Source organism: Candidatus Tisiphia endosymbiont of Dioctria linearis, assembly GCF_964026545.1.
Taxonomy (GTDB): domain Bacteria; phylum Pseudomonadota; class Alphaproteobacteria; order Rickettsiales; family Rickettsiaceae; genus Tisiphia.
The window spans coordinates 429,443-443,267 of the sequence record NZ_OZ032156.1 but is presented as its reverse complement, the minus strand read 5'-3'; the positions used below and the strand labels follow the sequence as shown (position 1 = coordinate 443,267).

The window sequence follows — 13,825 nt, the reverse complement described above, 5'->3', positions numbered from 1 at the left end:
ATAGTTAGAAATTGCTTCGTCGCTACTAGGCTCTGTGAACAAAATTTTAATTGTTTAGATTTTGAGTATTTTTAAGCGAAAATTAATAAGATTTTTGCCGGAATAGTTAGTTCTATTTCAAAAAAATCTTATAATTTGCAGCTAAAAAGAGTCGAAATCTAAACAATTAAAATTTTGTTCACAGAGCCTAAAGTAGCTCCTTGCAATAGACTTCTTTCATTAAGTCATAACTATTACAGTTGCAAGCATGTGATATGAAGTCAAATGGGTTAACATGCTTGTTATTGAGGCAAATTTCAAAATGCAAATGCTCTCCTGTACTGTTACCACTATTACCTTGCACTCCAATACTCTGACCTTTGATAACCATATCTCCTTCTTTTACGTGTATTTTTTTTAAGTGAGCATATTTAGTAATGAATTTATCTGAATGTTTTATTTCTATCAAATTTCCATAAGCACTTTTTCGCCTTACGGTGGTAATTATTCCATCAGCAGAGGCATAAATGGAAGAGTTTTTGTGTCCTTTTAAGTCTGTTCCGCAATGGAATTTTTTTTGTTTTTTCCTAGGATGTTTACGCATGCCATAATGACTAGTAACCTTTACATTATATTGTGGTAACATTATAGGAATAGTAGCAGTTAGTTTATCTAATTGTCCTAGCTCCTTAATATTATCAGAACTATTTTTATTACTAGCTTTTTGAACAAGTTGTAATTCTGTTTGAGATAAGAATTTATACTTATAATTTAACTTTAGCAACAAATCTTTAATCTTGGTTGATTTAATCATTGCCTGGCTATTAATTACTTGGCTATTAATATTCTTAGAGCCGATAGTTTTAAATTTTTGCAAAAAAGCCTTGTTATATTTTTCATTATTAATAATGAGACCAAAGTTTTTTGCATAAATACAGTCATTTTTACTTAGTGCTGCTAAATTATATTGTATAATTAAAGTGCCGTGATTTAGTTTGTAATCTTTTTGTAATTGCTGTGCCGTGACGTTTAAAAATGTCTTATTAACAGGTGAGGTGCTACATCCTTGTAGGAATAATATAGTTAATAATAATATAAAGGACTTAAGCATTTAGCTCCTTATAAAATTTGTTTACATAACCTAAGAAGCGATTGCTTTTTATACCAAAGATAAACAGGTATTCCGCTTAATACAAATGAGATAGCTTTTATTGTAACATTTAATGGTGTTTCATAAATAATCCATAGGCAAAAGGCAATTGATCCTAGGGCAATTAACCATTGATATGTTGAAGATTTTTCTGATTTTGTTAATAGTAACTTTAAAAAAGCTACGCTACAGGCTAGATATACAAATAAAAAAGAGATAACGGAAAAATCAATTATTTCGGTAATTTGTTCTGATAAATCTTCATTGGTTGTGCTAATCAATAATAATAATATTCCAATACAACTTATGACTAAACTCCAAATTGGAGCACCATTTTTATTTTGTTTAGCAAAAAAAGATGGCATTAAGCCGTCTTGGGCAAGTCCCAAAGCAATTTGTCCACTGATTAGTACCCAAGCATTTAACGTTCCAATACAAATAATTGAAGCAATCAAAGAAATAAGTAGATGCCACTGACCACCAAAAATTATTTGGGTGGCATCTACATAAGGAGCTTTAGAATGTATTAAGTCTTCTGGTGGGATTAAACCAATTATTCCAACGCTATTAATGAGATATAAAATAGCAACACAAAGCGTACCTATTACTACAGCTCTTGGTATTGTTTTTGATGGATTCATTACCGAACCAGCTTGAACAGTTGCTGATTCTAAACCAATGAATCCCCAGAATGTTAATAATGTTACCTTACCAAGAATTTGAGAAAAAGTTAAATTAGTTATTTGCTTATCCATAACAAAATTATTACTATCAAACTGATATAATGCCGCAATTGGCACTACTATTAATGGAATGAATTTTAGAATTGCTAGTATAAATTCAGCTCGCCCTGCTACTTCCACACCTTTAAGGTTTAGCAACATAATAGCAAATAACAATAATATCTGCAAAATTAAGATCACAAAACTATTACTCACCCCAATTAAAGGTGTTAAATATGTAATAGCTGAAATAACAACTACAGCCGTACTAACCCATGAAATAACCCAATAAGTCCAGCCGGTAAAAAATGCTACATCATTACCAAATGCCTTTTTTAAATAAACATGGGGTCCACCTGTTTGTGGGAATCGGCAGCAAAGTATAGCAAATAACAGTGCTAAAATTATAGCACCGCAGGAGGATACTACTCCTCCAACTAAACTAAAAATACCGTATGGTGCTAAACTTGCTGGTAATATTAAGACACTGGTGCCAATTTGACTACCAATAACTAAAGCAAAAACTGACCAAAAACCAAGCTTTTGTGACATATAATCCTGAATTGTATGATAAACCCTGAACTTATTTCAGGCAGTAGTAATTACAAACTGTACATAAAAAAATAAAAACTTGAAAATTGATAAACCAATTACTCAAGTTTTTGTAAACTATACACTAATAATATATTATTGAGAATAAACATAATTTTTTTGAAATAGGTATACTATTCCTTCAAAAATCATATTTATTCTCGCCGAAAAATAGCTCAAAATATAATTAATTAGTTACCGCAGGCCGCCTCTTAGTAGATGATTTTCAAACCCAAATTGAAGTAAGAATAATCGTTACATAGTGTTCTTATCGTAGGTTTGTTTAGTAATAAACATTCCTTTAGTAAAAGCAATCAACTTATTTTTATTGATCATCAGTTTGTAATTTCTCAACAAACCATTTAGTAGACTTTTCATCTACTTATTTACCATTTTGATTAAGGATTGTAAATATATTTTTATTATTATGTTGAGAACTTTGCTGAACTTATATACTCTATATACTCTATATACTCTTCTGCTTTGAAGAATTGCCTCAGTAAAACTTCGGGGTATTCGCGTCTGTCAATAAGTGTTGAAAATTGACCCAGCAAGTGCGTCCAATTTTGACCCACTTAAATTACAAATATTAGCTCTTTTTTTTCATACGGTAACTCTCATTTCCAGTTTCTATAATATCGCAATTGTAACAAATTCTATAGTCAATTCAGGGGAATTTGGTGCTAGGAACAATGGAGCGATTCCTATAAGTAATAGGCGAGCGACGAGTGACGACGTCACCAACTTCCCATCAATTGACTATATCAAGCAGTGCTGCTGTCATTTTGTTACATCCAAATACTTTTCATACTGCTTATTATCAGCAAGGAGAATCAGTATTAAAAGAAACTAAAAGAGGAGGTAGGAATCATTGTTATATGGATGAGGCTAATGAAAGTAAAATACTGGAATCTTATGATGAGGTTATAGCTGAAACCATAAGGCGTAATGCAACATTGAATTATGGACTACATCAGCTATTAAAATCTGAGCTTAAGACTAGAACACTCAGAGCTATTCAAAGTAGAATTCGAGCTGCAAAGTTTCCAGAGAAGAAAGATATAGATAATTTTATTTTTACTGCTACCCCAATAAGCCAAGAGCAAATTATGCATTTATATAGTTGTGAGTTTGTTAATAGTTCTAGAAATATAGTGTTAATTGGAGGGACTGGTACCGGCAAAACGCACCTTGCTATAGCCATTAGTGCAAGGGCAGTAAGAAAGGGTTATAAATCAAAGTTCTTTAATCTTGTAGATTTAGCAAACCAACTAGGTTCTGTTGACAAAATTTTTAACGTAACCATATTAAAGCTCCAACAAAATTTAGAAAGGCTAAAAAGGTGGTTGGGGCTTTATCAAACCTAGAAAATATACGCCTAAAATATTTGATTTTACCAAAGAAACATTCAATTAAATGGCGTTCTTTATAAATATGTTTATCATATTCACGTTGTACTTTACGATTAGATTTTGGTGGTATAACAACCTCACCCCCCTTATTTTCTAAGCTTTCTACAAACGCACTACTATCATATCCTTTATCGCCTATCACCGTCGTATTCTGAACATCTTTAGTAAGATTTTCAGCCTGAGTGATATCATTTCTTTGCCCAGCAGTTAGTATAAACTTCAGTGGGTTACCCAATGCATCAACGAGGGCATGAATTTTAGTACTAAAACCACCTTTGCTTCTACCTAAAGCTGCTTCCTCTTGATTACCTTTAATATATCCAGATGAGCAAGCATGTGCTCTTACAATAGTTGCATCAATCATCATTGATTCCATATCTACATCTACTTTAACATGATCCATTAAAGCTTCCCATATACCTTTGTCAACCCATCTCTTAAATCTGCGATAAACACTGTACCAACAACCATAATAATCAGGCAGAAGACGCCATTGACAACCTGTTCTAGCAATAAACCATATTGCTTCAATAAACTGTCTTATTTTTTCCTCATTCTTGTTGTGTATAGCTTTTTTTTTCTTAAAAAATGATAAAATTGCTTCCCATGCTTGGTCTTCTATGTAATACTTCATATCGGTAGTTTCTTGGTTTCGATAACTAGAAACTACCATTTCTTCTTACTATTACAACTTCTTTATTCTCCTCTGATAACTTAACATAAAATTTTGTCAACAGAACCTAGAATGTGAAAAAGTTGCTGGTCATGCAGGAAGGCTTGCATGTTCAATAGAAAAAATGGATGTTTTAGTACTTGATGAACTTGGTTATTTACCATTCTCTAAAAATGGTGGTCAGCTTATCTTTCATTTGCTATCTAAGTTACACTCAAATACTTCAATCATAATTACCACCAACCTTATGTTTTCCGAATGGCCTCAAGTATTTGGATGTAACAAAATGACAGCAGCACTGCTTGATAGAATTTGTCACAATTGCGATATTATAGAAACTGGAAATGAGAGTTACCGTATGAAAAAAAAGAGCTAATATTTTGTAATTTAAGTGGGGCAAAATTGGACGCACTTGCTGGGTCAATTTTCAACGCTTATTGACACCATACTTCCTCCCCGTGAAAAACGGTTAAAAATAGACCTTTTTGTAGGTCAATTTTGAGGAGTTTTAGAAAAAAACAGCCATGAAATAGCCATAGGAATTTTTTTAGAGAGTCGTAAAATTGCTGAAAAGCCTTTATATATGGTGGAGCCAGGGGGAATCGAACCCCCCACCTTTTGAATGCCATTCAAACGCTCTACCAACTGAGCTATGACCCCTAAAATATCCTATATAGTCATTGATGAGAAGTTGGTAACAGCATGCTACCCGATTCTCCTGAATTGACATATATACTCACATTATTTGCAGAATATACTTATTAGTCCAGTTTTATACTATAATTATAAAGCTGAATCCATAAATTTTTTGAATATTTCGCTATTTTCTAATATTTTAAGCTCTTCTTTACACCAAGGAGAAAAGTTGGCTGAGTATTCCTCTGTGTATAACTTAAAATCTTGCCATTTAAGTAATTTTACTTCTGCTATTTCTTGTTCATTTATTCTGATAACATCATCTGATAAAGCTAAATATATCGGACATATCTCATTTTCCACAATATTATTTATAGCAAATTTATAACGATAATTAGCAATAAAATATACTTTCTGCAAGCTGACCAAGCCTAATTCAAATTTTGCATGCCTATAAACAGCCTGCTCGTAAGTTTCGTTAATTTGTGGATGTCCACAAAAACTATTAGACCAAAAGCCACCCCAGGTTTTTTTGAGTAAGCTTCTTCTTTGTATCAAGATGTCCTTTTGACTATTGAAAAGAAACACAGAAACTCCTCTATGCAATGGTGTATTAGAATTATGAGCCATCAATTTATCCTCTGTTCCAAGAATCTTATCTTGTTCATCAACTAATACAACATGTATACTCGAATGCTTTGAAGAATTGGTTCTGCAAAACTTCGGGGCATTCGCGTGCTCATGTACTAAATGTACACTCCGCTCGCTCACCCCTTGTTTTACATTCCAATTCTCCAGATCATTCGAGTATATACTCTGTTCGTTTACCCTTTGTTTGTTATTCCCATTCTTCCGCTCATTTGAGTATGACATTAATGATTTACTCCTACTATAGTCAATTGATGAGAAGTTGGGGACGTCGTCACTCGTCGCTCGCCTATTACTTATAGGCGTCGCTCCATCGCTCCTAGCCCCAAATTCTTCTGAATTGACTATAACAAATATTTTTCTATAATAGCTAAATAATTACCTAAAATCTGTTGGTTTTTATTAACAAATTCTAAGGCATTAGTCTGATAAATTTTAGCTTCCTCGATACCAGTTTCAGATAGCAAATATTCCATTTTATTCAATAAATCACTTTCGTTTTGAATTTGCGTAGCAGCTTTATTTGCAAGCATTTCATTAGCAATATTAGCAAAATTACTCATATCTGGTCCAAATATAATATAATTAGCAAAATATGCTGGTTCAAGTACGTTATGTCCACCTTGTTTAAATGAACCGCCAACAAATGAAATATAAGATATGCTAAAAAATAATCCTAGTTCTCCAAATTTATCAACGATGTAAAGATCATCAGTCAGAATAGGTATATTTTGTTCAGACTTGATACTATAGGTTGAATTTAGTTGGGTACACGCTTTCCCTATATCATTTTTACGTTCAGGATGACGTGGAATTAGAATAAAATAGCAATTTGGATATCGTTGTTTTATTGGTTTTATAATATTCAGTAATACTGTTTCATCTTCCAGATGAGTGCTGGCAAATACGATGATTCTTTTAGCACTCATATATTGTGCTAAAATTGTTAATTCTTGTTCATTTACAGGTAATTTTTTGTTGGCAAATTTGATATTGCCTAAATTATTTATATTGGTCATACCAAGTTGCATAAATTTTTCATAATCGATGTTACTTTGAACAATAATTTCACTAAAATTAGAGGTGATTGCCCTAAAAAATGAGCTTATTTTTTTCCATGATGCAAATGATTTATCAGAAATACGAGCATTCAGTAATAATAATTTACAATGTTTCTTCCCTTCGCTAATTAGACATGGCCATAATTCTGATTCAATAAAGATTCCTAGAGTTGGTTGCCAATTTCTAAAAAATTTCTTAACAAAAATAATATTGTCTATAGGAATTAGTTGATGAACAGCATTTACAGGTAACTTTTGTTGTAATATTTTTGCAGAAGATTTGGTTCCTGAAGTAACCAAAAACTTTAAGGCGGTTTTTGGCATCGTTCTTTTTAGCCAAAGATCATTGATATTTTCAACTAAGGTAAGAGCTATCATAGATTCCCCTACACTGGCGGCATGTATCCAAACTAAAGTTTCATTTCGTTTAGTATGTGCATACCCAATGGCAAAACGTTCTCCTATACGCTTTATATCTTCTTTGCCAACAATAACTCTCAATACCAGTAAAAGAACATATAGTGGAAGAAATAGGAAACTTAAGATATGATATAAATAGATCATGAGTTTATTTCACTGATGTTTAATGCTTGGGCTAAATTAATATCATCTTGATTTTCACTGCCTATAAAAATTAGTGGCAAACCTATAAAAGCCGTTATTTTACCAAAAGGTAGCGGCATAATCAGTTTATCCCAACTTTTAAGTAAAAAATATCTAGAAGCCTTACAAGAAACCGGTATTAATTTTATATTATATTTTTGAGCCACTTTGTTAATATTACTATTTATTTTGTAAATAGGTCCACGCGGACCATCTGGGGTAATTACTATATTACTACCATTATGTAATTTTTTGATAATGGCTTTTAAAGCTACCACAGAATTTTTATTAGTAGAGCCATTTATTACCCCAAAGCCGAATTTATTGACAATATCACTAATTATTTTACCATCAGAATGAGGAGAAATAAGGGCATGAATGTCTTTATGACCGGTAAATATTCCCGGACCCAAAGCGAGCCTGTTATGCCAAAAAGCAAAAATTGCCCCTTTTTGTGCTAAAAATTGCTGTTCATTGTAACCATCTGGAAAAACAAACTGCCAACGACAGGTAAAATAAACCACTCTCAAATAACTATACAATAATTTAGTGACTACACTAAGTGCAAAATTATTCTTTTTAAGAAGTTTCTTGATCATTTTAATTGACGACAAGCATTTTTTATACGCAAGCACGCTTGCTCCAAATTTTTTATCGAAGTTGCGTAAGAAATTCTGAAATAATTTTCTAAACCGAATGCAATACCAGGAACAACTGCCACACTACATTCTTCAAGCAAATATTCTCCAAAATCGTTACTATCTTTGATAATTTTATTAGATGGGGTTTTAAGCCCAAATAATTCATTACATTTAGGGAATAAATAGAATGCTCCTGCCGGCTTATAACAACTAATACCCTTGATATCATTTAGGATTGATAATGTTAAGTCACGTTTTTCTTGAAAGTTTTTTGCATTAGACTTAATAAAATCTTGAGGACCAGTTAAAGCTTCAATGGCTGCCATTTGGCTTATAGAGCAAGGATTAGAAGTGCTTTGTGACTGAATAATAGCCATTGCCTTAATTAACGATTTAGTACCAGCTCCGTATCCTATACGCCATCCTGTCATAGAATAAGCTTTTGATACACCATTAACCGTAAATATTCGATCTTTTAAATCCGGTGCCACTTGAGCAAAAGTATAAAACTTAAAATCATCAAAAATAATATGCTCATAAATATCATCAGACATAATATTTACGTTGGGATATTTGCGTAATAATTCAGCAATATCAGCTAATTCTTGATAAGAATATGCCCCCCCTGTTGGATTACTCGGCGAATTAATAATTAACCATTTAGTTTTTTTGCTAATTACTCGCTCTAGAACATTAACAGTAAGTTTAAAATTATTTTCCATGTTACAATTAACAAACACCGGAATGCCGTCAGCTAATATTACCATATCTGGGTATGAAACCCAGTATGGACTAGGAATAATTACTTCATCACCGGGGTTAAGGGATGCCATAAACAAATTATAGATTACTTGTTTTCCTCCACTGGATACGATTATCTCGTCTAAATCATAATCTAAATTATTTTCATACTTGAATTTCTTCTGTACCGCTTGTTTAAGCTCCAATACACCATCAACATTAGTATATTTTGTTAAACCATCTCGCACAGCCTTAATTGCAGCTTCCTTGATATTATTTGGCGTATCAAAGTCAGGCTCACCAGCCCCAAGAGAAATTATGTCTTTGCCTAGTTTTTTTAGTTCAAATGTTTTTTTGACTAATGCCAAAGTAGGGGATGGCTTTATTAAATCTAATCGTTTAGCAATAAGTGACATAGTAGAACCTATATAATTTTATCAAGTATACTCAAATCATTAGAGTATATACTATATTTGTTTTCAAAAAACAATTCTTGAACGAGTTAAATTATTATATTATTATTTTATATATAAATTGATATGAAATAACAATATGACAAGTTTATCTATTACTTTACCAGATACTATAGCAAAAGCTAGTAATGAAGCTGCTAAAAAACTAGGGATATCTAGAACCGAATTTATTCGTCAAGCTATTATACATGAGTTGAGTAGTTTTCAGTTATAGTCAATTGATGAGAAGTTGGGGACGTTGTCACTCGTCGCTCGCCTATTACTTATAGGCGTCGCTCCATCGTTCCTAGCCCCAAATTCTCCTGAATTGACTATACCAGCTGAACAAGTTGCTATCGTAAAAAGTTTTACTGCTATGAAAAAATCTAAGAAATATATTGAAGAAATGGTGGAAATAACAGAAACCTTAAATTCAGAATTACCACAAGAAGAGAAGAAATGGTGGAGCAAAGAGAAATATTAGATTTATTTTATGTATAGTTAATTCAGGAGAATTTGGGGCTAGGAGAGACGAGTAACGACGTCCCCAATTTCTCATCAATTGACTATAATTATAGACAAAGTCATTAGTGCTAGTTAATATGTATGCTATTATATAGTTAACTCACCTTACGCATGGCATTTAAAAGTCATAGGAAAAATATCCTGGTGTCATTGCGAGGAGCCATTTTGGTGGCGACGAAGCAATCTAATGAATGTGGATTGCCACGACCACGTAGTGGTCTCGCTAATAGCATCTTATACTTTTCTGCAATTTTTAAATTGTCACGGGATTTATGCGTAAGGTAAGTAGTTCACAAAATCAAATTTCATAGACTTTATGTTTGGCAGCAAAATTATTTATAACAGTTACGGTTTAATAAAGGATAAGATGAAATCATGCTATCGTTTTTGCAAAAATTTTCCATCTTGGTATATGGAGAAAATTTTTACGTTCATCAATTATTTTACCGATGTAAAATACAAGGTAACACACTTAAAAGAAACTAATTTAAAGCTTGGTATAGAACATTTATATAAGAATAACTTAAATGACGCTATATTAAGGTTTAAATTGGTTGATAAATTTTTTTCTAATTCATACCAAGCTAATTCTTGCCAAGTTAATTACTGGCTTGGTTGGACATATTTCTTAAAAAATAATTATCAAAAGGCTTTGTATCATCTACAAAAAGCTTCTGAATTTGATCAAGTAAAGTTAGGGACTTTCTTACAAAATCATAATAATTTGTCAGATATCTCTCAGCAAATTTGGCATCAATATAGAAATCTTACGGCTGAATATTATAACAATAAATTTTGTAGTAATAAGCAACTATACCTACCTCATAATTTTGTCAGTAGGATTATGAGTGGCATAACAGATTTGCCTGATAATTACCGTATTTTGGAGCTAGGTAGTAATACAGGTTTAGTGGGGGCTGAGGTTAAAAAGCGTTTTCCTGATAGCTTTACTTTTACTGGTGTAGAAAGTTCAGAAGCCATGAATGTTTTTGCCCTAAATATGAATATCTATGATAATATACTAGAAGTTTCTATACCAGACTTTATTAAGCAACATTCTAATAAATATGATGTGATATTAAGTTTTAACGCTCTTTCTTTTACTAAGAATCTGTCAACTTACTTTAATGATATTTATTCAATAGTCGATAAATTAGGATATTTTGCATTTTGTTTGCCAATAAATAACGTTACAAATCTTTCATTAAAAAGAAAAGAATTTATTTTTGCTATAACAGATATCAAGGAAGCTTTAAGTCAAACTAAATTCACTGTATTAAGTAGTGAGGAATTAGTTATAGAAAAAAATGATAAATACTATATGGTGGTTTGTAAGAAAAATCATTGATGAAACCTATAATGAAGAGATTTATATTACTAGCATTAGTTATACTTAACTTTTTTAACCTAACCGTAATAGCGGACGTTCAAAATACTCAAGATAACGATGATTTTCAGTATGTTTATAGTGCCAAGAATGGTTGTATGCAAGTCTATGATCCTTATGAGAAACTGAATCGTAAAATTTTTGTCTTTAACTCCATTTTAGATTATCTGTTTTTGCGACCTATTACTATGGGCTATTCACAAGTTACTAATGATTATACCAAAGCTAGAGTGAGTAGTCTTCTAGATAACATTGCTATGCCTTTGACTGCTGTCAATTATGGCTTACAGATGAATTATGATCAAACTATGAAGAGCATATGGAGATTTCTTATCAATAGTACATTTGGTATAGGCGGATTATTTGACGTAGCAAGTAAAATTGGTTTAAAAGTTACCAAACAAACTTTGGGGAGTACTTTAGCTTATTATGGAGTAGGACCTGGACCATACTTAGTCCTACCATTTATTGGAGGTACTAATGCAAGAGATTTCACAGATCCAGTATTTACAAATAGTTATTTAAATCCTATAATGTATAGGGTACATAGGGATTTTGAAATGGTAGTATCTAGTGTACAAATTATAGATACTAGGTTAGGATTATTACCATTTACTGATTATATAACACGTAGTTCTACCGATCCTTACATAGCTGTAAGGTCAGCTACGCATCAAAATCGGGAATCTGTAATTGCCTACCCTAAGCAATTTAAATGCCCTAAACCTAACTAAATTATAGAAAATTATGAAAAAATTTATTGTTTGCTTAATTTTAAATTTCCTGTCTTTGTCAGCTTATTCAGCCGTTAATGATAATAATGCGGGAGTTGATAACTATGTTAATCAGCTAATAAAAGATGGGCTAGAGGTATTTAATGATCAAAATTTAACTCAAGATGGCAAAATTGCTAAGAGTAAGATGCTAATTTTAGCTAACCTGGATTTAGATTGGATGGCTAAATTTACCCTTGGTGTCTACAGAAGAACTTTAACCCCTGAACAAATTAAACAATTTACAGAAGTTTATGGTAATTATGTCAGTACAGTCTATGCTGATTTGGTGAAAAATTATCATGGTCAACAGCCTAAAGTTGAACAAGTGCGTATTCTTGATAAAGGTGAGTTTATGGTAGAAATGTTGATAGGAACAGCTAAAGTAAACTACTTGGTACGTCAAAAAGATGTAAGCGATAATTCTAGTTTTAAAGTTTCAGATGTTATTACGGAAGGTGTTAGTATGATCAGTTCCCAACAGTCAGAGTTCATGAATATTCTCAGTAATAGTGGTTTTGATACATTGATAGATGAATTGGTAAAGAAGTCATAAGCTTTTTCGTCATTGCCAGTGAACATGAAGCTTATTATGTGGATTGCTTTGTCGTGGGATTTCCGCACTCCTAGGCTCTGTGAACAAAATTTTAATTGTTTAGATTTTGAGTATTTTTAAGCGAAAATTAATAAGATTTTTGCCGGAATAGTTAGCTCTATTTCAAAAAAATCTTATAATTTGCAGCTAAAAAGAGTCGAAATCTAGTAATTTAAATTTTGTTCACAGAGCCTAGTAACGACGTATAAAATAATGATATTTAGGTTAGTATAAAAATAATAAAAATATTTTTCATAAAATGCTTAGTGCACATCATAATTAGTATATACTACGATGAGTTTGATGAATTATATTAATTAGCATGAAAATTCTTGCAGGTCTTAGTCACAAAAAATTAGCTAGACATTTAGCTAAGGAGCTAAATTGTCAATATGTGGAAACTTACATTACAACTTTTGACGATAGTGAGACAAAAGTACAAATCCTTGAGGACGTACAAGGGTGTGATGTTGTTATAGTGCAATCTATTTCTAGACCAACTAATAACCACTTGATGGAGCTTTTATTATTAGTGGATACGGTGAAAAGGGCAGGAGCCTCAAAAGTGACTGCGGTTATACCCTATTTGGGCTATAGTCGCCAAGATCGTAGATATGATAATTTTTCTCCAGTCCCTGCTCGTTTGGTAGCAAATATGTTGGAAATTGCTGGGGTTGATCGCATAATAACTGTTGATTTGCATTCACAGCAATTAGAAGGATTTTTTAAAATTGCTATACAAAATCTTGAGCCAATCAGTTTATTTGCTCCGATTATTAAGAACTATAATAATGCTATTATTGTGTCTCCAGATATTGGTGGTTTTGTACGTATAGGTGCAGTTAATAAGCTTTTTAACATGAATATGGCGGTTATTAATAAAAGCAGGGATAGTAAGGATCAATGCCAAATGTCAGAAATAATAGGTAACGTTTCAGGCAAGCATTGTCTATTAATTGATGATATTGTTGATAGTGGTGAAACCCTTTGTAAGGGGGCTAAGCTATTAATGGCAGTAGGGGCATTATCTGTTGATGCTTTTGTAACTCACCCTGTGCTTTCTGGGGCGTCTAAGAAAAATATTGAGAATTCTGATATAATGAACATCTATATAACTGATACTATAGAAACTACTGATTTACCTTCTAAATTTCATATAATATCCGTTACTCCAATTATTGTAGCAGCATTACAACCTATGCAAGATTATGACAAAATTATGAGGATTTAGGATTT

14 protein-coding genes, 1 tRNA gene and 1 pseudogene are annotated in these 13,825 nt (G+C 32.1%); 7 read left to right on the top strand and 9 right to left on the bottom strand.

Annotated elements, in window-relative coordinates; genetic code table 11:
- Window positions 1-187: 187 nt before the first annotated feature.
- Window positions 188-1,090, bottom strand: coding sequence for a M23 family metallopeptidase (locus AAGD42_RS02120; RefSeq protein WP_341750147.1), 903 nt, complete (start codon window positions 1,088-1,090; stop codon window positions 188-190).
- 8 nt (window positions 1,091-1,098) lie between these two features.
- Complete coding sequence (locus tag AAGD42_RS02115; RefSeq protein WP_341753085.1) at window positions 1,099-2,403, bottom strand: APC family permease; 1,305 nt, start codon at window positions 2,401-2,403, stop codon at window positions 1,099-1,101.
- A gap of 794 nt (window positions 2,404-3,197) precedes the next feature.
- On the opposite strand from AAGD42_RS02115, the gene AAGD42_RS02110 reads away from it, so the two are divergent.
- Window positions 3,198-3,809 (top strand): ATP-binding protein, encoded by a 612-nt coding sequence (locus AAGD42_RS02110; RefSeq protein WP_341760754.1) that lies wholly within the window; start codon window positions 3,198-3,200, stop codon window positions 3,807-3,809.
- Here AAGD42_RS02110 and AAGD42_RS02105 read toward each other — a convergent pair.
- Entirely contained in the window at window positions 3,736-4,488 is a 753-nt protein-coding gene (locus AAGD42_RS02105; protein WP_341753366.1) for an IS5 family transposase, read from the bottom strand. The two genes, AAGD42_RS02110 and AAGD42_RS02105, sit on opposite strands and share 74 nt — an antisense overlap.
- 106 nt (window positions 4,489-4,594) lie before the next feature.
- Between AAGD42_RS02105 and AAGD42_RS02100 the strand changes: the two are divergent.
- Window positions 4,595-4,903: pseudogene (locus AAGD42_RS02100) on the top strand (ATP-binding protein); the annotation flags it as partial.
- Window positions 4,904-5,111: 208 nt separating this feature from the next.
- Here AAGD42_RS02100 and AAGD42_RS02095 read toward each other — a convergent pair.
- From AAGD42_RS02095 to AAGD42_RS02075, 5 genes are all read right to left on the bottom strand, one after another.
- Window positions 5,112-5,187, bottom strand: a tRNA-Ala gene (locus AAGD42_RS02095).
- A 123-nt stretch (window positions 5,188-5,310) separates the two neighbouring features.
- Window positions 5,311-6,036 (bottom strand): isopentenyl-diphosphate Delta-isomerase, encoded by a 726-nt coding sequence (idi, locus tag AAGD42_RS02090; RefSeq protein WP_341753083.1) that lies wholly within the window; start codon window positions 6,034-6,036, stop codon window positions 5,311-5,313.
- Between the two features lie 119 nt (window positions 6,037-6,155).
- Window positions 6,156-7,436 (bottom strand): lipid IV(A) 3-deoxy-D-manno-octulosonic acid transferase, encoded by a 1,281-nt coding sequence (gene waaA, locus AAGD42_RS02085; RefSeq protein WP_341753082.1) that lies wholly within the window; start codon window positions 7,434-7,436, stop codon window positions 6,156-6,158.
- The gene (locus tag AAGD42_RS02080; RefSeq protein ID WP_341753365.1) at window positions 7,433-8,074 is read right to left on the bottom strand and encodes a lysophospholipid acyltransferase family protein; all 642 of its coding nucleotides are present in this window, start codon (window positions 8,072-8,074) and stop codon (window positions 7,433-7,435) included. The genes waaA and AAGD42_RS02080 overlap by 4 nt, the downstream gene beginning before the upstream one ends.
- Window positions 8,071-9,273, bottom strand: coding sequence for a pyridoxal phosphate-dependent aminotransferase (locus AAGD42_RS02075; RefSeq protein ID WP_341753081.1), 1,203 nt, complete (start codon window positions 9,271-9,273; stop codon window positions 8,071-8,073). Before AAGD42_RS02075 ends, AAGD42_RS02080 begins: the two co-directional genes overlap by 4 nt.
- A 136-nt stretch (window positions 9,274-9,409) precedes the next feature.
- Between AAGD42_RS02075 and AAGD42_RS02070 the strand changes: the two genes are divergently transcribed.
- Entirely contained in the window at window positions 9,410-9,544 is a 135-nt protein-coding gene (locus tag AAGD42_RS02070; protein ID WP_341753080.1) for a ribbon-helix-helix domain-containing protein, read from the top strand.
- On the opposite strand, the gene AAGD42_RS02065 is transcribed toward AAGD42_RS02070, so the two are convergent.
- On the bottom strand, window positions 9,535-9,780 hold the full coding sequence (locus AAGD42_RS02065; protein WP_341753079.1) for a palindromic element RPE2 domain-containing protein: 246 nt from the start codon (window positions 9,778-9,780) through the stop codon (window positions 9,535-9,537). The genes AAGD42_RS02070 and AAGD42_RS02065 overlap by 10 nt on opposite strands.
- A gap of 370 nt (window positions 9,781-10,150) precedes the next feature.
- Between AAGD42_RS02065 and AAGD42_RS02060 the strand changes: the two genes are divergently transcribed.
- The 4 genes from AAGD42_RS02060 (at window position 10,151) to AAGD42_RS02045 (ending at window position 13,820) form a co-directional block, all read left to right on the top strand.
- Entirely contained in the window at window positions 10,151-11,182 is a 1,032-nt protein-coding gene (locus AAGD42_RS02060) for a methyltransferase domain-containing protein (RefSeq protein ID WP_410520942.1), read from the top strand.
- 11 nt (window positions 11,183-11,193) lie between these two features.
- On the top strand, window positions 11,194-11,955 hold the full coding sequence (locus AAGD42_RS02055) for a VacJ family lipoprotein (protein ID WP_341753364.1): 762 nt from the start codon (window positions 11,194-11,196) through the stop codon (window positions 11,953-11,955).
- A 13-nt stretch (window positions 11,956-11,968) separates the two neighbouring features.
- Window positions 11,969-12,550, top strand: coding sequence for a phospholipid-binding protein MlaC (locus AAGD42_RS02050; protein ID WP_341753077.1), 582 nt, complete (start codon window positions 11,969-11,971; stop codon window positions 12,548-12,550).
- A 361-nt stretch (window positions 12,551-12,911) separates the two neighbouring features.
- Window positions 12,912-13,820 carry a ribose-phosphate diphosphokinase gene (locus AAGD42_RS02045; protein ID WP_341753076.1) on the top strand — a complete coding sequence of 303 codons (909 nt, stop codon included), beginning with the start codon at window positions 12,912-12,914 and terminating at the stop codon, window positions 13,818-13,820.
- The last annotated feature ends 5 nt before the right edge of the window (window positions 13,821-13,825 follow it).